Source organism: Aeromonas sp. 601027 (assembly GCF_049174455.1).
GTDB classification, from domain to species: Bacteria; Pseudomonadota; Gammaproteobacteria; order Enterobacterales; family Aeromonadaceae; genus Aeromonas; species Aeromonas veronii_A.
Genome location: NZ_JAAKTN010000004.1, coordinates 156269 through 177980 on the forward strand (window position 1 = coordinate 156269; position 21712 = coordinate 177980).

20 protein-coding genes are annotated in these 21712 nt (G+C 60.6%); 11 read left to right on the top strand and 9 right to left on the bottom strand.

Annotated elements, in window-relative coordinates; translation table 11 throughout:
* Positions 1–65 precede the first annotated feature (65 nt).
* The 5 genes from G5193_RS07375 (at position 66) to G5193_RS07395 (ending at position 7300) form a co-directional block, all read left to right on the top strand.
* Positions 66–389 carry a hypothetical protein gene (locus G5193_RS07375; RefSeq protein WP_335829063.1) on the top strand — a complete coding sequence of 108 codons (324 nt, stop codon included), beginning with the start codon at positions 66–68 and terminating at the stop codon, positions 387–389.
* 46 nt (positions 390–435) lie between these two features.
* Positions 436–867 (top strand): DUF411 domain-containing protein, encoded by a 432-nt coding sequence (locus G5193_RS07380; RefSeq protein WP_005339953.1) that lies wholly within the window; start codon positions 436–438, stop codon positions 865–867.
* A gap of 234 nt (positions 868–1101) precedes the next feature.
* Positions 1102–3255: a S9 family peptidase gene (locus tag G5193_RS07385; protein WP_421205623.1), complete on the top strand. Its 2154-nt coding sequence runs from the start codon at positions 1102–1104 to the stop codon at positions 3253–3255.
* A gap of 414 nt (positions 3256–3669) precedes the next feature.
* On the top strand, positions 3670–4641 hold the full coding sequence (locus tag G5193_RS07390; protein ID WP_204382487.1) for a TAXI family TRAP transporter solute-binding subunit: 972 nt from the start codon (positions 3670–3672) through the stop codon (positions 4639–4641).
* A gap of 103 nt (positions 4642–4744) precedes the next feature.
* Positions 4745–7300, top strand: coding sequence for a TRAP transporter permease (locus G5193_RS07395; protein WP_227341536.1), 2556 nt, complete (start codon positions 4745–4747; stop codon positions 7298–7300).
* Positions 7301–7375: 75 nt separating this feature from the next.
* Here G5193_RS07395 and pmbA read toward each other — a convergent pair whose 3' ends face one another.
* Positions 7376–8719, bottom strand: coding sequence for a metalloprotease PmbA (gene pmbA / locus G5193_RS07400; protein ID WP_216952730.1), 1344 nt, complete (start codon positions 8717–8719; stop codon positions 7376–7378).
* A 114-nt stretch (positions 8720–8833) separates the two neighbouring features.
* On the opposite strand from pmbA, the gene yjgA reads away from it, so the two are divergent.
* Both yjgA and G5193_RS07410 read left to right on the top strand, forming a co-directional pair.
* Complete coding sequence (gene yjgA / locus G5193_RS07405) at positions 8834–9358, top strand: ribosome biogenesis factor YjgA (protein WP_005336359.1); 525 nt, start codon at positions 8834–8836, stop codon at positions 9356–9358.
* A gap of 392 nt (positions 9359–9750) precedes the next feature.
* Positions 9751–10527, top strand: coding sequence for a gamma-glutamyl-gamma-aminobutyrate hydrolase family protein (locus G5193_RS07410; protein ID WP_421205626.1), 777 nt, complete (start codon positions 9751–9753; stop codon positions 10525–10527).
* Between the two features lie 3 nt (positions 10528–10530).
* Here G5193_RS07410 and G5193_RS07415 read toward each other — a convergent pair whose 3' ends face one another.
* Complete coding sequence (locus G5193_RS07415; RefSeq protein ID WP_227343122.1) at positions 10531–10914, bottom strand: hypothetical protein; 384 nt, start codon at positions 10912–10914, stop codon at positions 10531–10533.
* Between the two features lie 145 nt (positions 10915–11059).
* Here G5193_RS07415 and G5193_RS07420 point away from each other — a divergent pair, with 145 nt between their 5' ends.
* Together G5193_RS07420 and G5193_RS07425 are read left to right on the top strand one after the other, a co-directional pair.
* Positions 11060–12586, top strand: a complete 1527-nt coding sequence (locus tag G5193_RS07420) for a mechanosensitive ion channel family protein (protein WP_263086319.1) — start codon at positions 11060–11062, stop codon at positions 12584–12586.
* A 45-nt stretch (positions 12587–12631) separates the two neighbouring features.
* Complete coding sequence (locus G5193_RS07425; RefSeq protein ID WP_421205628.1) at positions 12632–13030, top strand: STY0301 family protein; 399 nt, start codon at positions 12632–12634, stop codon at positions 13028–13030.
* Positions 13031–13106: 76 nt separating this feature from the next.
* Here G5193_RS07425 and G5193_RS07430 read toward each other — a convergent pair whose 3' ends face one another.
* The 6 genes from G5193_RS07430 to lptM all read right to left on the bottom strand — a co-directional run bounded on the left by G5193_RS07430 (position 13107) and on the right by lptM (position 17957).
* A complete protein-coding gene (locus tag G5193_RS07430; RefSeq protein ID WP_421205630.1) occupies positions 13107–13817 on the bottom strand; it encodes an HAD-IA family hydrolase in 711 nt (236 codons plus the stop codon).
* Between the two features lie 32 nt (positions 13818–13849).
* Complete coding sequence (xerC, locus tag G5193_RS07435) at positions 13850–14827, bottom strand: tyrosine recombinase XerC (RefSeq protein ID WP_421205631.1); 978 nt, start codon at positions 14825–14827, stop codon at positions 13850–13852.
* Positions 14820–15500, bottom strand: a complete 681-nt coding sequence (locus G5193_RS07440; protein WP_005336370.1) for a DUF484 family protein — start codon at positions 15498–15500, stop codon at positions 14820–14822. Before G5193_RS07440 ends, xerC begins: the two co-directional genes overlap by 8 nt.
* A 91-nt stretch (positions 15501–15591) precedes the next feature.
* The gene (dapF, locus tag G5193_RS07445) at positions 15592–16422 is read right to left on the bottom strand and encodes a diaminopimelate epimerase (protein ID WP_005336371.1); all 831 of its coding nucleotides are present in this window, start codon (positions 16420–16422) and stop codon (positions 15592–15594) included.
* A gap of 75 nt (positions 16423–16497) precedes the next feature.
* Complete coding sequence (gene lysA, locus G5193_RS07450; RefSeq protein WP_421205633.1) at positions 16498–17748, bottom strand: diaminopimelate decarboxylase; 1251 nt, start codon at positions 17746–17748, stop codon at positions 16498–16500.
* A gap of 32 nt (positions 17749–17780) precedes the next feature.
* Positions 17781–17957, bottom strand: coding sequence for an LPS translocon maturation chaperone LptM (gene lptM / locus G5193_RS07455; RefSeq protein ID WP_019444858.1), 177 nt, complete (start codon positions 17955–17957; stop codon positions 17781–17783).
* Positions 17958–18030: 73 nt separating this feature from the next.
* On the opposite strand from lptM, the gene cyaY reads away from it, so the two are divergent.
* Positions 18031–18345 carry an iron donor protein CyaY gene (cyaY, locus tag G5193_RS07460; RefSeq protein ID WP_019444859.1) on the top strand — a complete coding sequence of 105 codons (315 nt, stop codon included), beginning with the start codon at positions 18031–18033 and terminating at the stop codon, positions 18343–18345.
* Entirely contained in the window at positions 18342–18995 is a 654-nt protein-coding gene (locus G5193_RS07465; RefSeq protein ID WP_421205636.1) for an alpha/beta hydrolase, read from the top strand. The genes cyaY and G5193_RS07465 overlap by 4 nt, the downstream gene beginning before the upstream one ends.
* A 63-nt stretch (positions 18996–19058) precedes the next feature.
* Here the strand turns inward: G5193_RS07465 and G5193_RS07470 are convergent, their stop codons facing one another.
* Entirely contained in the window at positions 19059–21578 is a 2520-nt protein-coding gene (locus G5193_RS07470; RefSeq protein ID WP_421205638.1) for a class I adenylate cyclase, read from the bottom strand.
* Positions 21579–21712: the final 134 nt, after the last annotated feature.

Genomic DNA, 21712 nt, shown 5'->3' on the forward strand with positions numbered 1-21712 from the left:
GGAGGGCTTGACCCTCCCCCGGGGCACAGGGTTACCATGTGCCCCTTATTTTTCCGAGTCATTCCATGGTTCTCACCCGTCGCCAACTCGCTCACGCCCGTCGCTGGCTCCCCCTATGGAGCCTGGTGCTGGTGTTGATGTCGTTTGGCAGCCGGGCCGCAACCGACCTCTGTACCCTGACTACCCACTGCAGCCAGAGCGAGCGCACCCTGGAAAAAGCGATGCCCTGCGGCAGCTTTACCACCGCCCTCTCGATGACGCTGGTAGGCAGCGACAGCCTGACGGTCGCCGTGCTGGAGCCGGATACCCCCAACTTCGCCTCCCCCTCTCTCTTTATGCCGGACGCTCCGTGCGAGCGGCTCGAACGTCCCCCACGCCCCCAGATCTGAAACCCATCCCGTATCGGGCATCTTTTCTTTCAATCTGAGGTGAGTGATGTACAAACCCCTGTTACTGGCCATGCTGGCCGGTACCGTCAGCTTTTCGGCTCTCGCGGCCGAGAAGATGACCGTCTACAAATCCAAATATTGTGGCTGCTGCCAAAGCTGGAACGAGCACATGGAGCAGAATGGCTTCGAACTAGAGGTTATCGAAACCGAACAGCTCGGCGCAGTGAAGCAGCAATACGGTATCGCGCCGGAACTGGCCTCTTGCCATACCGGTATCGTAAATGGCTATGTGATCGAGGGGCATGTACCGGCCGCCGATGTGCAGAAGCTGCTCAGGGAAAAACCGGCGATCCGTGGCCTGACCATTCCGGGCATGCCCCAGAGTGCGCCGGGCATGGATATTCCGGGTCATCCCTATGAGGTACTGAGTATCAGCAACGAGGGCGCGACCAACCGCTGGTCGAGCTACCCCGGCTGACGAAAACTGGCCATGAGAGGGCACTCCCATATCATGTGAGGCACACCTGAGCGGACTCTTGCCGCTCATGGCCAGAAAGAGGGCCGCTATCGCGAGATAGCGGCTTTTTTTGATTACATTTCCTGCAATAACAAGGGATTGCTTGCAACCACCGGCAACAAGGGGCAGATTTAACGCCAATTCATGGAGCCGATGCTCAGGTCTACCAACCCTTTCCAGCGCCAAGGATGCGACATGTTTACCTTTTCCCGAGGAGTTCTGCTGCTAGCCTTTCTGACAGTTCTCCCCCCCACTTATGCCAATGAAGAGCCCGCCATGCTGACAAGCGAACATCCAATCCAGCCGCCCGTGGCCGCCAAACATCCCCGCACGCTGAAAAAACACGGGGATACCCGCATCGACAACTACTACTGGCTGCGCGACGACGAGCGGCAGAAGCCCGAGGTATTGGACTATCTCAAGGCCGAGAACGCCTATACCGAGGCCATCCTCAAGCCGACCCAACCCCTGCGCGAACAGCTTTACAAAGAGATGGTCGCCCGCATCCCCCAGCAGGATGAGTCGGTACCCTATGTGAAGAATGGCTACCGCTACCAGACCCGCTATGAGCCGGGCAAGGAGTACGGGATCTATTCGCGCACCAAGCTCGGTGAAGAGCAGGCGAGCCTGCTGCTCGACAGCAACCTGCGGGCTGAAGGGCACGAGTTCTATGCCCTCGGCGCCCTTGAGGTGAGCCGCAACAACCGCTGGCTGGCGGTGGCGGAAGATTTCCTCTCCCGCCGTCAGTACCAGATCCAGTTCCTCGATCTGGAGAGCGGCCAGTGGGCCACCGACAAACTGGAAAATACCTCCGGCAATCTGGTGTGGGCCAACGACAACAAGACCGTCTTCTATGTGCGCAAGCACCCGCAGACCCTGCTGCCCTATCAGGTCTATCGCCACACGCTCGGGACGGATCCGGCCACGGACAAGCTGGTCTACGAGGAGAAGGATGACTCCTTCTACATCAGCCTCTACGCCACCACCTCGGAAGATTTCATCGTCATCGCCCTCTCCAGCACGACTACCGGCGAAGCACGGCTGATCGATGCCAACCAGCCGGAGCACGCCCCCCGCCTGTTCCTGCCCCGTCAGGTGGATCACGAATACAGCCTGGATCACTACCGCGGCCGCTTCTATGTGCGCTCCAACAAGGACGGCAAGAACTTCGGCCTCTACGAGACCAAAGAGAGCCCGGTGGATCGCTGGAAGGCGGTGATTGCCCCCAATCCGGACGTGCTGCTGGAGAGTTACGCCCTGTTCAAGGATTGGCTGGTACTGGAAGAGCGCAACAAGGGGCTGACCCGACTGCGCCAGATCAACTGGCAGAGCGGTGACGAGAAGGAGATCGCCTTCGACGATCCCGCCTATGTCACCTGGCTCGCCTACAACCCGGAGCCGGATACCAGCGCCCTGCGTTATGGCTACTCCTCCATGACCACCCCCGCCTCCACCTATGAGCTGGATATGGCGAGCGGCAAGCGCACCCTGCTCAAGCAGCAACCGGTGGCCGGCTTCAAGGCCGACCAGTACGCCAGCGAGCGGCTCTGGGTAACCGCCCGCGACGGCGTATCGGTGCCGGTGTCGCTGGTCTATCGCAAGGACAAGTTCAAGAAAGAGCAGGCCGATGCGCCCAAGAATCCGCTGCTGGTCTATGGCTATGGATCCTACGGCGCCAGCATGGATCCCGACTTCAGCAGCTCGCGCCTGAGCCTTCTGGACAGAGGCTTTGTCTACGCCATCGCCCATATCCGGGGTGGCGAAGAGCTGGGCCGTCACTGGTACGAAGATGGCAAGTTGCTAAAAAAGCAGAACACCTTCAATGACTTCATCGATGTCACCAAGGCGCTGGTGGAGCAAGGCTACGGTGCCAAGGATCAGGTCTACGCCATGGGCGGCAGCGCCGGTGGTCTGCTGATGGGGGCCGTCATCAATCAGGCGCCCGAACTCTATCGCGGCGTGGTGGCGCAGGTGCCGTTCGTCGATGTGGTCACCACCATGCTGGACGAGTCCATACCCCTTACCACCGGGGAGTATGACGAATGGGGCAACCCGAACCAGAAGCGCTACTACGACTACATGAAGAGCTACAGCCCCTACGATCAGGTGAAGGCGCAAGCCTACCCCAACCTGCTGGTCACCACCGGGCTGCACGACTCGCAAGTGCAGTATTGGGAGCCCGCCAAGTGGGTCGCCAAGCTGCGCGAACTGAAGACAGATGATAACAAGTTGTTACTGAATACCGACATGGACGCCGGCCACGGTGGCAAGTCGGGCCGCTTCAAAGCCTACGAAGATATCGCGCTGGAGTACGCCTTTATCCTGGATCTGGCCACCGCGGCCAACTGATCCAGTATGACCCCGGCCCTTGTCACGCAAGGGCCACATAAGAATCCCACCCTAGTTTTTCCCTCTTCCATTTCCCTTCATATCAAATTAATCTTCGGCTAGAAAATGAATGATCGAGGTCATGTTTCTCAAGATTAAACTCCGTGATTTTGCCATTTCGTTTGATTTATGTTGGGTGAATGTGCTTAATCGGAGTGCTTGCAACTTTTTATTTGGCCCCTCAGGGGCCAATTTATCTTCGACCGACAGGAGGTCGGTAGCCTCACCACAGGATGAGGGTGACCGCCGGAAAAGGGGGCAATCAACTCCCCCGCTTTCGCGCAACGAGAAGAGCGGGCAAGCCCGGCGCAGAACGGGATTGCCATCAATTTATCCGGGGATCGGATAAACAAAATCAAAGAAAAGGGAGAAAAAATGAAAGGATTAACTTTGGCATGCGCCCTGTCGGCGGCTCTGGTCGGTGTTTCATTCGGTGGTCCGGTGCAAGCGCAGGAGCGCTTCGTGACCATAGGCACCGGCGGTCAGACCGGCGTCTACTATGTCGCTGGCCAGTCCATCTGCCGCTTCCTCAATCGCGGCGCCGCCGATCACCAGATCAAGTGCAACGCCCCGGCCAGTGGCGGCGGTGTTGCCAACGTCAACGGCATCCGCAGCGGTGAGTTCAACTTCGGCATCATGCAATCCGACCACCAGTTCAAGGCGATGAAAGGGCTGCCACCGTTCCAGGCCGAAGGAGCCATGGACGATATGCGCGCCGTCTTCTCCCTGCAGAGCGAGGTGTTCACCATCCTGGCTCGCCGCGATGCCAAGATCGCCAGCTTCGACGACCTGAAAGGCAAGCGCGTCAACATCGGCAACCCGGGCTCCGGCCAGCGTGACACCATGGAAGAGATCATGGCGGTCAAAGGCTGGAAGAAGGGTGACTTCGGTCTGGTCTCCGAGCTGAAGCCGGCCGAACAGGCCTCCGCCCTCGGTGACAACAACATCGACGCCATGAGCTACTTCGTCGGTCACCCGAACGGCGCCATTCAGGAAGCTTCCACCACCACAGATGCAGTACTGGTACCTGTGACCGGCGCCGACATCGACAAGCTGCTGGCCGAGAAGAGCTACTACAGCAAGGCCGAGATCCCGGGCGGCATCTACAAGGGCAGCGACAAGCCGACCCCCTCCATCGGTGGCAAAGCGGTGCTCTCCACCAGCGCCAAAACCGATCCGGAAGTGGTCTATCAGCTGGTCAAGTCGGTGTTCGACAACCTGGATCGCTTCAAGCGCCTGCACCCTGCCTTTGCCGACCTGAAAGAGGCCGACATGATCAAGGTGGGTCTCTCTGCACCGCTGCATGAAGGGGCTGCCCGCTACTACAAAGAGCGCGGCTGGATCTGATTGAAGGCCCCGGGGCCTTTGTCACTCTCTTCGACACCCGTCCGCCGCCTGATTGCGGGGGCGGGTGTCGCTCTTGTTGTACTCGTTGGCACAAGTTAACCCTATGCAAGATAAACAACTCTCTACCGAGGAACTGATCGCCCAGGATGTGGGCGCTCGCCTGCCGCTGGGCATCATGGGCTGGCTCATCACCGCGCTGGCGCTGGCCTGGTCCCTGTTCCAGCTCTGGATCGCCTCGCCACTCCCCTTCATGGTGGGGTTTGGCGTACTCAATGACACCGAAACCCGCTCCATTCACCTCACCTTCGCCCTGTTGCTGGCTTTTCTGGTGTTCCCGGCATTTCGCTCCTCGCCGCGGGATCGGGTTCCCCTCGGCGATATCGCCCTCGGTCTGATCGCTGCTGGCGCCGCCTCTTACCTGTTCGTGATGTATGAAGCACTGGCGCTGCGTCCCGGCACCCTCACCACCGCCGATCTGGTGACCGCCTGCATCGGCATTCCGCTGCTGCTGGAAGCGGCGCGCCGCGCCCTGGGGCCGGCACTGGCGGTCATCGCCATCGTCTTTCTGATCTACAGTCTGGCGGGCCCCTGGATGCCGGGACTGCTGGCACACCGCGGGGTAGGTTTCACCGCGCTGGCCAACCACCAGTGGATCACCACCGAAGGGGTGTTTGGCATTGCCCTTGGCGTCTCCACCAGCTTCGTGTTCCTGTTCGTGCTGTTCGGCGCCCTGCTGGAACGGGCCGGTGCCGGTCACTACTTTATCCAGCTCGCCTTCAGCCTGCTCGGCCACCTACGCGGCGGCCCCGCCAAGGCGGCAGTGGTCGCCTCCGGCCTGACCGGTCTGATTTCCGGCTCGTCGATTGCCAACGTGGTGACCACCGGTACCTTCACCATCCCGATGATGAAGAAGGTGGGCTTCAGTTCAGAGAAAGCGGGGGCGGTGGAAGTAGCCTCCTCGGTCAACGGCCAGATCATGCCACCCGTGATGGGGGCTGCGGCTTTCCTGATGGTCGAATACGTGGGCATCCCCTATGTGGAGATCATCAAGCACGCCTTCCTGCCTGCCACCATCTCCTACATAGCGCTGCTCTACATCGTCCATCTGGAGGCGCTGAAACTGGGCATGCAGCCCATCGGCAACCATCAACCCAAACCCTGGCTGCGTCGCCTGACCGGTTTTGCCTTTGGCGCGGCCCTCATCAGCGGCCTGTCACTGGCGGTCTACTATGGCCTCGGCTGGCTCAAACCTGCACTGGGTGACTACGCCCTGCCGGGGATCTCGGTACTGCTGGCTGCCACCTATGTGGCCCTGTTGAAGATCGCCGCCAGCAATGAACCGCTGCCTGCCGAAGATCCCGACAAGCCGCTCACCGAATTGCCCAACACCCGCGCCGTGCTGCTCTCCGGCCTGCACTTCCTGCTGCCGGTGGTGGTACTGGTGTGGTGCCTGATGGTGGAACGCCTCTCGCCGGGGCTGTCGGCCTTCTGGGGGACCGTGATGCTGGTGATCATCCTGCTGACCCAGCGCCCGCTGCTCAACTGGCTGCGCAAGGACGGCAAGCACGACTACGGCACCGTCGCTGACGGCGTGGTGGATCTGCGGGAAGGGCTGGTCGCCGGTGCCCGCAACATGATCGGTATCGGCATTGCCACCGCCACCGCGGGGATTATCGTGGGTGCGGTCTCCCAGACCGGGGTCGGTCTGGTGCTGGCGGATCTGGTGGAGTTCCTCTCCATGGGCAACCTGCTGCTGATGCTGCTGCTCACCGCCCTGTTGAGCCTGATCCTCGGCATGGGGCTGCCCACCACTGCCAACTACATCGTGGTGTCCAGCCTGCTGGCACCAGTGGTGGTGACGCTGGGGCAGCAAAACGGGCTGATCGTGCCACTTATCGCAGTGCACCTGTTCGTATTCTACTTCGGCATCATGGCGGATGTGACGCCGCCGGTGGGACTGGCCTCCTTCGCGGCAGCGGCTGTCTCCAAGGGCGACCCCATCAAGACCGGGATCACGGCGTTTTACTACAGCCTGCGTACCGCAGCGCTGCCGTTCCTGTTTATCTTCAACACCGATCTGCTGCTGATCGACGTGGACTTCGCCCACGGGGTGCTGATCTTCATCGTGGCGACCATCGCCATGCTGATCTTCGCCGCCGCCACTCAGGGCTGGTTCCTGGTGAAGAGCCGCTGGTACGAGAGCGTGCTGCTGTTGCTGGTCGCCTTTACCCTGTTCCGCCCGGGTTTCTGGATGGACATGGTGCACGACCCCTATCGCGAGACCCCGCCTGCCCAGCTGGCCCAAACCATGGGTGAAGTGGAGGCGGAGAGCACCCTGCGGCTGCGGATCCTCGGTGAAGATGCAGTGGGCAAGCCACGCAAGTTCACCCTGCTGGTCGCCGTACCGGATGGGGCAAATGGCGAAGAGCGGCTGGCCAATCTGGGGCTGAGCCTCTATGAGCAAGATGGCAAAACGCTGATCGACAACGTCGCCTTTGGCAGCCCGGCCGCCACCATGGGGCTGGAGTTCGATCAGGAGATCCTCACCGTCAAGGCGCCCACCGATCGCTGGCGCAAGGAGTGGATGTGGATCCCGGGCTTCCTGCTGTTCGGGGTGATCGTCTGGCTGCAGCGTCGCCGCAGCGTCAAGGCCGGTTAATCCGCCAGGCAAATAAGACAGAGGGCCGCGATTGCGGCCCTCTTTTTATGGATATCGATCTCGCTGCAGCGGCGATCAGTGACCCGCCAGCTTCATATTCTCTACCAGCACCGAGCCGGTCTTGAGACTGGAGCGCTCATCCTCGTCACGGCCCACCGCCACGATGTGGCTGAACATCTCGGCCAGATTGCCGGCGATGGTGATCTCCTCGACCGGATAGGCTATCTCGCCATTCTCGACCCAGAAACCGGCGGCGCCGCGGGAGTAGTCGCCATTGACGATATTGACCCCCTGCCCCATCAGCTCGGTCACCAACAGGCCGGTGCCCATCTCTTTCAGCATGCCCTGAAAATCCTGGCCGGTATTGGAAACCTGCCAGTTGTGGATGCCACCAGCGTGACCCGTGGTGGTCAACCCCAGCTTGCGAGCGGAGTAGGAGGTAAGCAGCCAGCTCATCAGCTCGCCGTTACGGATGATATCCATATCGCAGGTACGCACCCCTTCCCCATCAAACGGAGTACTGGCGAGCCCGCCCAGCAGGTGAGGGAACTCCTGAATGGTGAGCCACTCTGGCAGGATCTGCTTGCCCAACTTGTCGAGCAGGAAGCTCGACTTGCGATAGAGGTTGCCCCCGCTGATGGCCATTACCAGATGGCCCCACAGGCCGGAGGCAGTATCGGGGTGGAACAGCACAGGGGCATGGCGGGTAGAAATCTTGCGGGCGCCGAGACGGGAGACGGTACGCTCCACCGCCTCGTCGGCGATGCGCTGCGCGCTCCAGAGCCCGTCGAGGGAACGGCTGGAGGAGTAGCCGTAATCCCGCTGCATGTCGCCATCCTGCTCGCCGATCAGCACGCAGCTAAGGGAGTTACGCGACGCCGCGTAGCCTTTGACGAAGCCGTGGCTGTTACCATAGACCTTGATGCCAAGATGGCTGGAGAAACCGGCACCGTCGGAGTGCTTGATACGGATATCGCGACCCAGAGCGAGTCGTTCGCACTCGATGGCCAGATCGATGCCGCGCTGGGGATCCAGCTCGATTTGGTGACACAGTTGCAGGTCGGGGGCATCCCAGGCCAGCAGCTCGGCGTCCGCCAGACCGGCGCAATCATCCGCCGAGGTGTGGCGGGCAATCTCGATGGCCGCTTCAACGGCGGCACGAATGGCGGGTTTGCTCAGATCGGTGGTCGAGGAAGATCCCTTGCAACCATCGCGATAGACGGCGATGCCGAGGGCGCCATCCTTATTGAATTCAATGCTTTCCAGTTCACAACCCCGGGTGTTCACCGACAACCCGGTCTGCTTGCTGATGGAGACTTCGGCCAGCGAGGCGCCCAGTCCTTTGGCTATCTCCAGGGCTTCGGCAACCACGGCCTCGAGATGGGCTTGATCCTGGCGGATTTGGTCTTGCTGATCCATAACTCACATCTGTATGAAAGAAGGAAAGGGGGGTAAGCATATCAGACCCCTGCGCCCAGCGGGAGAAGCTGGTAACATATCCGCCAAACGTGAATGACAGGAATCAAGAGACCGATGAGTCAATATCAAGACGACAACGAGTTCGAAGACTGGGGCCCCAGCAAGAGCCAGCTCAAGCGCGATGCCGAAGCATTGCAGAAAATGGGGGAAGAGATCGTCTCCCTCAGCCACAGCGAGCTGGAAAAAATCCCGTTGGATGAAGAGCTTGCAGAAGCTGTCGAGCTGGGTCGCAAACTCAAGCCGAAGAAGGATGAGTCCTTCCGTCGCCATCTGCAGTTCATCGGCCGCCTGATGCGCAGCCGCGATATCGAGCCGATTGCCGAAGCGCTCTCCATCATCAAGAACCGTCACTCCACCGTGAATGCGCGCCTGCATCGCCTGGAGCAGTGGCGCGAGCGCCTGATCACCGAAGGTGACAGCGCCCTCAACGAGCTGATGTCCCAGTTCCACGAACTGGATCGCCAGAAGCTGCGCCAGCTGATCCGCTCCGCCAACAAGGAGCGGGAGCTGAACAAGCCGCCGGTCGCCTACCGCGAGATGTACCAGTATCTGCGCGGCGAGATCGAAGACCTGCTGTGATCCCCGAAACACGCCTCCCCTCGGGGAGGCGTGTTTATCTTGATGCCTTTTCCCCTACCCCCTCCCTGTGCGTTTAATATATCCACCACTCTGGTGTTCTTGGCATACATCCCTATCCGTTTTTCCCAGTAAAATCGGCACTAAAGAACCATTCAAAACTATGGCATTAACAATCTTGCATCATTTTGTTTGACATATTGAACAGCCTTGGCAGACTGGGGAGAGGATCCAGGCTGTCGCTGCCGAGGCTGACCGACGATTCGATTCTGCCACCCGGTAAGACGCGGGATCCCATGACCATACCTTGAGGCATGCCCTTGCCCAGCCGATGTGCAAGGGTCTGCCCAAGGTGCAGGATGAGACTTCAACGCCAGGGATAATCAGGGTGTTCTATGCCAAATTCCATACTCGTCACCAACCGTAAACCCGTCGTGCTGATGACCATGGGGGCCCAGCCCCGCAACGGCCACGCCTATCAGGTAATGACCCACAAATACATCATGCCGCTGGTCGAGATCAGTGGCTGTGTCCCGCTGCTGGTGCCCACCTGCTGTGGCACCTCCGATCTGGAGCAGTATCTGGATCTGGCTGACGGCATCTATCTGAGCGGCGCCGGCTCCAACATCGATCCGGCGCTTTACGGACAGGAGAACCTCACCCCGGAGAAACAGCAGGACAGGGATCGCGACCTGTTCGATCTGCCCCTCATTAAGGGAGCCCTCGCCCGTGGCTTGCCGATCCTCGGGATCTGTCGCGGCATGCAGGAGATCAACGTGGCACTGGGCGGCGATATCCACCAGAAGGTCTACACCGAACCGGGTTATGACGATCATCGGGAAGATGCCGACGATCCGGTCGACGAACAGTATGGGCCAAGCCATCAGATTGAGCTGCTGCCGGGCAGCTGGTTTGCCGAACTGATGGGGGCTGAACAGATACCGGTCAACTCCCTGCATGGACAGGGGCTAAACCGTCTTGGTGATGGCCTAGAGCCGCTGGCCCATGCCGAAGATGGACTGATCGAGGCCATCCATGCCCCTACCCTCTCCCCTTTCCTGCTAGCAGTACAGTGGCACCCGGAGTGGAAAGCCAGCGAGAATCCCCACTCCATCAAGATCTTCCAGGCCTTTGGTGACGCCTGCCGACGCCGTCAGAGAGATAATCGTTAACGCTTATTCACCAAATCCTCGCGCCTTGAGCTTGGGCAATCCGCCCCGCTCGGGGCGCAGGGTACGGCAAATATCCATCCCCTTGAGCCCACGCTGGATATGGTCAGGCGAATGGCCAAACACCATGCCGTTGCTGCGGTAGAGGTTGTTGTCATCCAGCTCGAACTTCTCGCCGCCGATCAGCAACTGCTCGCGGCCATTGACCGTATCACCCCGTTTGATGGGCACCTTCATATCGCTCAGCACCTCGCCGGTGGCACACCCCTCGCGCCAGCGCGCCTCGCTGGAGAAGGGGGTAATAGCTATTTCACGCCAGGAGCCATCCCGGAATTCGACCCGATACTTCTCGACCAGCAGATCGCAGCCAGCCAGTGGCAACAGGGCCATCAAACAGATGATTTTCTTTGAAAATTTCACTCAATCGCACTCCTTTGCCCGGTTCTGCACAGGATAAATAAATTGCTGCCCCAACGCACCATTTCCCCGTGCCGGAACGGCTATGCTGGAAATAAAACCATCACAAGGGGCCGTCATGTTCAGCGACAACCTCACTGCGCTACCCACACTGATATGGATCCGCGAACACCCGTTCTGGACCCTGCTCACACTCTCTCTGATGCTGCTCCACTTCTGGCGCCGCCCCGGGCAACGACGGGAGCTGCTCTCCGAGCTCAGCTTCGTGATGATAAGCACTGTCGTGATCCTGCTGATCCAGTTGGAAGGGGGCTGGTTCAAACTGCCGCTGCCCCATCAATTGCTGATCGAGATCTCCACCCTGCTGGCGGGCCTGATATTGGTAAAAGTGTGGGGGATACTGCTGTTCGAATTTCTTCTGCCCCTCTGCCAGATCCGCATCCCGCGGATCATCGCCGACATCGTCATCACCATCGGCTATATCGGCTGGGGTCTGTTTCGCCTCTACGCCTCCGGCATGGCGCTCGGGGAGATAGTCACCACCTCGGCGGTGATCACCGCGGTCATCGCCTTCGCCATGCAGGATACTTTGGGCAATCTGCTGGCCGGGGTCTCCATTCAGCTCGACAACTCCATCGCCATCGGGGACTGGCTGCAAGTGGACACCACCCAGGGCCGGGTAGTGGAGATCAACTGGCGTGCCACCACCATCGAGACCCGCAACTGGGAAACTGTGGTCATCCCCAACAGTCATCTGCTCAAACAGCGCTTCACCGTGCTCGGGCGTCGCCGTGGCGAGCCGCTGCAGTGGCGACGCTGGGTCTGGTTCGATCTGACCCTGGATACCCTGCCGACCCAGATCATCGCCCTGATCGAGAAATCCCTGCGAGAGACCAAGCTCCCCTGCGTCGCCAAGCATCCGCAACCGGATTGCCTGCTGATGAATGTCGAGGGGGGGATTGCCCGTTATGCGGTGCGCTACTGGCTGACCGATCTGGCTCGCGACGATCCGACCGACTCCATGGTACGCAGCCTGATCGATGCCGCCCTGCGTCGCAACGATCGCCGCCTCACCCCACCGATCTTCAATGTCTTTATGGCCAAGGAGAAGCAGCACCTGGATGCCCGCCACAAACGCCACACGGTCGAACGCACCGCGACCCTGCGCAAGCTGCCGCTGTTTGCCATGTTGCAGGAGGATGAGCTGATCAGACTGGCGGACCAGGTGAAGTTTGCCCCCTTTGTCAGCGGTGACATCATGCTGGAGCAGGGAGAGGTCTCCAGCTGGCTGTTCGTACTGGTCAAAGGTGAAGCCGAGATGCTGATTAATCTGGAAGGGAAAGAGTTGAAACTCGGCACTCTCGGCGCAGGTGACTTCTTCGGGGAACTGAGCCTGCTCACCGGTGAACCCAGTACCTTCACCGTGCGGGCGGTAGCCACCGTCGAAACCTATCGCATCAATCAGAGCATGTTCCAGGAGCTGGTCGCCCAACGCGAGTCACTGGTCGAGCCCCTCTACCGGGTGCTGAGTGACCGTCAACAAGAGCAACAGGCACTGCTGGAACGAGAGGCGGAGTCAATGAAACGGCCACCACAACAGCTTGATCTGCTTGATAAACTGATGAAGCTGTTCGGCGGCAGATGACGTAGCATGGCATCTTGTTGAGGACGTGAAGAGAGAACAGCAGCCATGTTACTGACAACCCTGGCCCTTGCCACCAGCCTGCAATTTGATTGTCCCGCCACCATCGAGACTCGCCAGCGGCTGCTGACCCCGCAGCAGGGCTGGCAGGCGTTCACCCGCAATGACGATGGCAAACCGGACGAAACCCTCAGTCACCGGCTCGATAATCTGGCCCTGTTCGATGGAGATCCTGCCGAACTGGCCCAACTCAAACCGGATAATGGCGACAGCGACGAGCTCCACTACTGGAGCCAGCTCGATAGCAGCCTGCGCCCGCTCTATCTGGTCTGCCGCTATCAGAACAGCGCCATCACCCTGCAGCAGGCGCTGCCCGTCGGCATCAGCTACTGCCGCGTCAACCAGCGCGATCGCAACACCCTGCTCGGGTTGATTTGTCGCAAATAGCGGGCGTAACCCCTTGCCATATATCGCTATTCGCTGACAGCCATTACCGCCTGAGCGTGGCCACCCGCCAGCGCCATCAGAGCAGCAGCTCGGCCAGCTCCTCCAGTGCCGTCAGCTCCACGTCCGGCAACAGTTGCAGCTGTTGCCACGGTTGCTGCCGTTCGTTGAGCCAGGCGGCGCGAAAGCCATGCAGACGGGCACCCAGTACATCGGTCTCGGGATGATCCCCCACATGGAGGATCCGCTGCGCAGGCAGCTTGAGGGCACTGCGGGTCTGCTCAAACATATCCGGCGCCGGTTTCATCCTGACGCCCGCCCCCGCCTTGCAGACCAGCGTGAAGTAGCGATCCAGCCCGGCCTGAAGCAGATCCAGATTGCCGTTGGTGATGACCACCAGCGGGTAGCGTTCGGCCAATCTGGCCAGCAGCTGATGAGTGGACTCACTCACATCGATCTTCGAGCGCTCTGCCAGAAACGCAGCAAAGACCTGCTCCGCCTCGCGACTGGCCTGCTGGTCGGCCATCCCCCCCTCGACCATGGCGGCGCGGATGGTCTGCTGGCGCGCCAGGCTGACATCGTGGCGCAGCCCGGGGTTGGCCAGCAACACAGCGCGTTTTAGCTCCAGCCAGCGTGGCTTGTCGAGCATGGCTGTCGCCAGATATTCGCTGCGCAGATGGCTCAACATCCACTGCTCGGCCCGCACGATGGCGGGGCCGTTGTCATAGAGGGTGTCATCGAGGTCAAACGAGATGGCAGCAACCGGCTGCCAGCGGCGATAGAAGTGCATGGACTATCCTCTGCAACGGGGCTCAGGGCCCGTTATTCATCGTCCTGCGCATCCGGGTCACGCTTGGCCCTGGGGTGGGCGCTGTCGTAAACCTTGGCCAGATGCTGGAAGTCGAGGTGGGTATAGATCTGGGTGGTGGAGAGGTCGGCATGTCCCAGCAGCTCCTGAACCGCCCGGAGATCGCCGGAAGACTCCAGCATATGGGTGGCGAAGCTGTGGCGCAGCTTGTGGGGATGGACGTGGGAGTTAAGCGCCTGCTTGTTGCCCCAGCCATCGAGGCGGGCCTGCACCGAGCGCGCCGACAGCCGCTGCTTGCGGTTGGAGACAAACAGCGCCTCGCTCTCATCCCCGGCCAGCAGCGGGCGCACCTTGAGCCACTTCTGCAGCCACTCGACCGCCATCCGGCCGATGGGCAGCACCCGCTCCCGCGAGCCCTTGCCGGTCACCTTGAGCTGGCGGTCGTCGAGCTTCAGATCCACCAGATTGATCCCCACCAGCTCGGCCAGACGCAGCCCTGAAGAGTACATCAGCTCCATGATGGCGCGATCCCGCACCGCCAGCGGATCCTGCTCGTCGGTAATGTTGAGCAGCTGGTGCATCTCGTCCACATCGAGGTTTTTCGGCAGCGGCCGCCCCTGTTTGGGGGTGACGATACCGCGAGCCGGATTGGCGGTGAGCCGCCCCTGCCGCACCTGCCAGTCGCAAAAGCTGCGCAGGGCCGAGACCTTGGTGGAAAGGGAACGAGGAGCAAGGCCCCCCTTGTGCATCCGGGTCACCAGAGTGCGCACCTGACTCGCCTCGAGCCGACCCCAATCAGTGAGCCCGAGGGCCACCAGCTCGGCGGTCATCGCCTCCAGATGGGCTTGATAGTTATTGCGGGTATGAGGGCTGAGCTGACGCTCGACCCTCAGGTATTCGATAAAGGCCGCCAGCTCGTCCGCCAGTGCCGCAGGCAGTGGCGGTGCGATGACGGGTGCTTTGGCAGGCGCCTTGGCCGGTGTTCTAGCCATGAGTCAACTCGGGCAGACGCAGTTGCAGCAGGCGCCCCAGTTGGCCCAGCAGCAGGGTGTCGTTGTGGGGAGTAAAGTGGCCGGGATCCGAGCTGGCGAAGGCCAGCACACCGAGATCGCCGAGCCGCATCAGGGCCACCGAGTTGACCAGCACATCATGGCCAAACAGCGCCTGCTTCTCGCTCTGGCTCAGGCGGCCAAAGTAGTAATCCTGCCCCGGCAGACGCTGACCCAGCAGGGATTCGAGCTGCTTGCCCTGCGCCAGAAAGCGCTGCTCGGGCCCGCTCAGGGCAAACTTCTTGGGATTGAGCCAGAGCCGCAGCCCGGTCAGGCGCAGCCGCTGGACAAAGGCCTTGCCCATCACGGCACTTACCTCGAACAGGGTCTGGCAGCCGTACAGCTCGCCGTAGAGATCGGCATAGACCCGGAAGATCCGCTCGTTTTCGCTGGCGATCCCCATCAATTCGGTGATCTCCTGCTCCAGCTGTTCGATCCGCTCGCGCTGACGCTCCAGCTGGCGCTCGACCAGCGAGACCGACCCTTTGCGTTCATGGGGAATGCGGATCCGGTCCAGCACGGCGGCATGGCGTTGGAAAAACTCGGGATAACGGGCCAGGTACTCCAGCACAGTGGCTTCATCCACCGATTGCTCCTGCCGTTTGAGTTCGCTCATAAATTGGTTGATCCATCAGAGAAATGGGGCTCGCTGCCCCGACATCATGGGCAAAGGGGGCCAGCGCCCCCCGTACCTGAACCTTTATCGGCTAAACCTCTATCTGGCCGTCAAACACATGCTCGGCGGGGCCTGTCATGTAGACCGGCTGGCCCGGCCCCTTCCAGGCGATGGTCAGCTTGCCGCCCGGCAGACTGACGGTGACCCGCTCCTTGAGCTTGCCCTGACTGATGCCAATCACCGCCGCCGCACAGGCACCGGTGCCGCAGGCCAGGGTCTCGCCACAGCCTCGCTCGAATACACGCAGTTTGATCTCGGTGGCGTTGACCATCTCCATGAAGCCGACGTTGACCCGCTCGGGAAAACGCTCGTGGCGCTCCATGATGGCACCCAGCGTTTCGACCGGCGCATCGGCGACCGAAGGCACTTCGATGACGCAGTGGGGATTGCCCATGGAGACCACGCCACACATCACGGTATGCTCCTGCGCCCGCAACAGATAGGTTTTCTCTGCCTTCTGGGCCCGGAACGGGATCTTGCCCGGCTCAAACTGGGGAACACCCATGTTGACCGTGACCTGGTTCTCCCCCTCCAGCTGCAACACGATGCGACCCCGGGCGGTGCTGACCGCGATGCGATCCCGGTTTATCAGCCCCTTGAGACGCACGAAACGGGCAAAACAGCGGGCACCGTTGCCACACTGCTCCACCTCGCTGCCATCGGCATTGAAAATGCGATAGTGAAAGTCGAGTTCAGGGTCATAGGGCGGCTCCACCAGCAGCAGCTGGTCAAAGCCGATCCCGAAGTGGCGATCTGCCAGCTTCTTGATGACGTCATTGCTGAAAAATACCTTCTGGGTGACGCCATCCACCACCATGAAGTCGTTGCCCAAGCCATGCATCTTGGAAAAATCTATCAACATCGTGCATTCCTGTGCTGTTAGGGCTGTAAAAACTCACCGTCAACCGTTATGAAATCATTGTCCCAGCCTGCGCCATCAGGGCAGCAGGTGCTCACCGCGCCAGAGATCGGCCAACTGCTCACGCTCGCGGATCAGGTGCGCCTTGGCACCATCCACCAGCACTTCGGCTGCGCGCGGACGGGTGTTGTAGTTGGATGACATGGTAAAGCCGTAGGCTCCGGCCGAACGCACCGCCAGCAGGGAGCCCTCGGCAATGGCCAGGGTGCGCTCCTTGCCGAGGAAGTCGCCGGTCTCGCACACCGGGCCCACCACGTCATAGAGCGCGGGAGCATGGCCGGCACGGCTATCCACCTCGATGATGTTCATCCAGGCGCCGTAGAGCGAAGGGCGCAGCATGTCGTTCATGCCGGCATCGATCAGCGCGAAGTTGCGGGTCTCGCCCGGCTTCAGGTACTCGACCCGGGTCAGCAGCACGCCGGCATTGGCGACGATGGCGCGGCCCGGCTCGAACAGCAGGGTCAGATCCCGGCCCGCCAGCTTCTGCTTCAGCGCTTCGGCGTACTCGGTCGGATGGGGCGGCTGCTCGGAACCGTAGTTGACCCCCAGACCCCCCCCCACGTCCAGATGATGGATATGAATGCCTTCCGCTGCCAGACCGTCGATCAGCCGCAGCAACTTGTCAGCCGCTTCCATAAAGGGATTCAATTCAGTGAGTTGCGAGCCGATATGGCAATCCACCCCGACGATCTCGATGTTCGCCATCGCGGCCGCCTTGCGATAGATGGCTGGCGCCAGCTCGATGGGAATGCCGAACTTGTTCTGCTTGAGGCCGGTGGATATATAGGGGTGAGTACCGGCATCGATATCCGGATTGACCCGCACCGAGACGCGAGCCTTCTTGCCCATGCTGCCCGCCACCCGATTGAGGCGCTCCAGCTCGGCTTCCGACTCCAGATTGAAGCAGAGGATCTCTTTATCCAGCGCGAGGCGCATCTCCGCTTCACTCTTGGCGACCCCGGAGAAGACCACTTTGGCCGGATCACCGCCCGCCGCCAGTACCCGCGACAGCTCGCCACCTGAGACGATGTCAAACCCCGAGCCCAGACGGGCCAGCAGGTTGAGCAGCGCCAGGTTAGAGTTGGCCTTCACCGCATAGCAGATCAGATGGGGAATATCGCCAGCGGCCTTGTCGAAGGCGTGCCAGTGGCGCTCGAGGGTCGCACGGGAGTAGACGTAAAGCGGGGTACCGTACTGCTCGGCAAGCTGTTGCAGCGGGGTTTGCTCGGCCTGAAGCTGGCCGTCGGCGTCGTAGTTAAAGTGATCCAAGGGGGCGGTTCCTTCCTAGAATGGGTGCGGCATTAGTGCGGCGCGGCCTCGGTGGCAGCCTCAGTGGTCGCAGGCGGCGCTGCTTGCGGTGTACTCTGGCTCTGTGGCTGCTCGGGGGGCGGCATATAGAGCGGCCCCTTCAGACCGCACGCGGCCAACCCGAGGGACAGAAGAGTGGCAAGCAGACACTTGGTGAACTGGGTGATCATAATGGTTCGCTGCGAAAAAATTTTTGGCCCTCTATAATCGCACTCACATTGTTAAAAGCAACAGGATAAACCGATGAAGGATCACGAGTATCACGCCCTGACCGACGCCTTTTTCCAATATGTGGAAGACACGCTCGACGAGGGGTATCCGGATATCGACTGCGAACGCAGCGGCGGCGTATTGACCCTCTCTTTCGAGAACAAGACCAAGGTCATCATCAACAAGCAGGAGCCACTGCACCAGATTTGGGTCGCCACCCGCGAGAACGGCTTCCACTTCGAACTGCAGGGTGACACCTGGATCGACAACCGCTTCGGCCACGAGCTCAAGGCGCTGTTAAGCCAATCCTGCACCGCCCAGGCGGGCGAAGAGGTAGTGTTCCCATGATTGACCTGCACCCGCAGGGCGCCCGTCATGCGGTGATCTGGCTGCATGGGCTGGGTGATTCCGGCGCCGGTCTCGCCCCGCTGGTGGAGGCGCTGGATCTGCCCGCCGAGCTACCGGTGCGTCACCTGCTGCCGGATGCCCCCGAGCGCCCCATCACTATCAACATGGGCTACAAGATGCGCGGCTGGTACGACATCAAGAGCTTCGAGGATCCCGCCGAGCGGGCAGTGGAGTCCCATGTCCGTGAATCAGCCGACCAGATTGCCGCATTGCTGGATCAGCTGGTGGCCGACGGGTTTGCCCCCGAGCATATCGTGCTGGCAGGTTTCTCTCAGGGCGGGGTAATTGCCTCCTTCACCGCGCTGCGCTATCAGGCAACGCTGGCGGGCCTGCTCTGCATGTCTACCTATCTGGCAGCTCCCGACAAATTGCTCGGCGAGATGAGCGAGGCTGCTCGCACCCTGCCCATCTGCTACATGCACGGCATCTATGACGATGTGGTGAGCCTGTCGCTCGGTTGGGATGCCAAGAACCGGCTTGAAGCTGCCGGGCTCGCCCCCGAGTGGCACGAGTACCCGATGCGTCACGAGATCTGCCGCCCGCAGCTCGGCGACATTCGCAGCTGGCTGCTGGCCCGCCTCGGCGCCTGAGCAACCGCAAAAGCAAACGGCCTGCATCTGCAGGCCGTTTTTATGGCGACTTACCCTCGCGGGTCACCCGACATCACGAGTGGGTGACACCTGCTCACGCGGAGCTCCCTGGCTGCGATAGGGGATCACTGCCAGCTCGCTCCCCTGCTGCACTATCTCGTAGTACTGGGGCAGGTTGAAGTTGATGAACTGACCATCATCGCTGAACCGCTCGTGGTTGGAGGTGTAGAAGCGGTTGACCCCCGCCACCAGCTCATCCTTGTTGCCGGCAAAGTGCTGGTAGATCTCCACCCGGTTCGCCTCATCGAGGATGTAGATGTTGGTGCCCGCATCCCGGGTATCGAAGAAGAACTGCACCAACCCTTCGCTGGCGTAGGCATCAACGATGCTCGGCAGATGCTGGCTGTGGGTCTTGTCGAGCCGCAGCGGCAGGTGATCCAGCTTGTTGTGGGAGATGTGACGGTAAAAATCGATGGCGTTCTCCAGCTTCTTCACCGACACCCCGCGCCGCTCGAAGAAGATGCCGTACTTCTCGCGGCCAAGGGCCATGGTCTTGACCAGCTGCTGCTTGTCGCGGGCAAGGCGCAGATCGATACACTCCGCCACCAGCTTCTGGAAACGGGAGCGCACCAGAGATCGGAAGTGCTGGCTATAGCAGAACACCTCGATCATCTCGGGGGCGGCGGCATCCTGATGCATCTTGCCGAGGATGGTGGTGAGGGCATCGACCACAGCTTCATCCCCCTGGAAGTGCAGAGTACGGATCTCGCTCCAGGAGTTGCGATAGACCAGATCCACCGAACCGACCAGACACTCCTGATTGCGACCGAACGAGAAGACATCCACTGTATTGGCGTCAAATTCGATCACCTGACCGACCCAGTGGCTGGTCGGGTCCATCTCCAGGTTGAGGAAGATGGAGAGCTGACGGATCTCGCACGGCCGACTGAGCGCCAGGTTGGTGGCCAGCGGGTACTTCTCGGGGAAGCAGCCGGAGAGATCGCGGCAGAACTGGTGCAGATTGTCGATGTGCAGATCCGAGCCCTGATTGAACAGGTGCACCCGCGACTGGGGGGTCAGCAGATCGTTGAAGTAGGCCCAGGAGACCAGCTTGCTGATGTAGCCGTTGAACTCGAGCGGCGCGCGACCAATGATGTCCACCGGCTCCAGCGAATGTTTGTAGAGATACCAGCCGGCGCGGTTGAGGCGACCGTGGGGCACCTGCACGAAGCTAAGGTCGGGCTCGCTCAGATCCGGCGCGATCTTGAGGTTCACCCGCTGCACCTTGCCCGGCAGGCTCTCGAACGCGGCGTATAGTTTACGCGACAGGATGCCGATATCTTCCGGGTTGATCGACTCGCTGATGTTGTTGCGACGGGCGAACTGGATCAGGTTGCGGTAGCTCTGCATCAGGGCCTCCAGCAACTCGGCATGGGCGATCTTCACCTCCTCGACCTTCCACTCGTGGCGATGATCGAGGTGGTACAGTTTATCCTGGCTCCAACCCCAGTAGGAGACCAGTTGGCTCATCTGCTCGCGGCGCCACTCGGGAGAGTGATCATCCTTGGGATGACTGAGGCCATCGCACACCTTGAGGTAGAAGCAGCGGCGTACCAGATCGAGTCGCGCCATGTCGCCGATGGACTTGAGGTAATTGGTCACCTTGTCCAGCATCAGACAATAGTTGTCGAGCCGGTAGTGCATCCCCTCGTTGTGCTGAAACCAGTCGCGGCTGATCATCGATAGCAACCGGGTGTTGGGGTACTCGTGGGAATAAGCCTCCATCAGCACCGACTTGAGCACCGCCTTATAGGGGGAATCGATCCCCTTGTAGAGCTGCCACAGGGCAGAGCCGAAATACTCCTCCGCCGGAATCCGGTCAAAACTGCCGAGATCGAGCCAGTCATCCTGCCTGAGCTTGCCACTCTCGAACAACCCGTTCACATAGTCGTCGTAGTGATCATCACACTCGACAGGAACCAGATACCAGATGAGTCGCTTACCGGCGATGCGCATGGCGCTGCGGTAGAACTCGTCAAGCAGCAGCAGGTGCTGGGCGCTGCCACAGCTCTCTCCCTGCATCTCGGCATCGTTGGTCTGGCGGAACTTGTCTTCGGGGATCAGGAAGAAGTTGAGGTCGACCCCGCGCTGCTCCGCCCACTTGGAGAGCAACCGGCACTTCTGCTCCAGCAGGGCGAGCCGCTCCTGCGACAAGCCAGCCACGTGGCAAACCCAGATATCGAGATCGGAGTGACAGCACTGGCCGATGGAGGAGGTGCTGCCCATGGAGTAGAGCCCCTGAATGGCTCGATCATGGGTTGCTAGGCCGCTCTGACAGTTGGCGTTGCGACAGAGGTCATCGATAAAGGCTTGCTGCTCGGCGCTGGCGCTGAAGCTCCAGATGCCATGAGGAACATCACCGGAGACATAACCGGGGAGCAGGGGGTGATTGAAGTGCAGCATGACGGGCAGCAGTTGGAATACCTGCTGCCCGTAGCGACTCATGAGACCTAACGCCCGTTGCGTCTTGAGACGGGTAATGTCGTCATAACGCGCAACCAGCGTATCGATGTGTTCCTGCAATGCCCTGCCTATCACCTAAGTGAAAATGACGCACCAAAAGAGGGATACGTCAAAAAAGTGTGATCATGTTAACAATGCAAACAGCGGTGGTAAACAAGCCTTCAGCTAAACGTCAGATTATTTCTGGTATGACC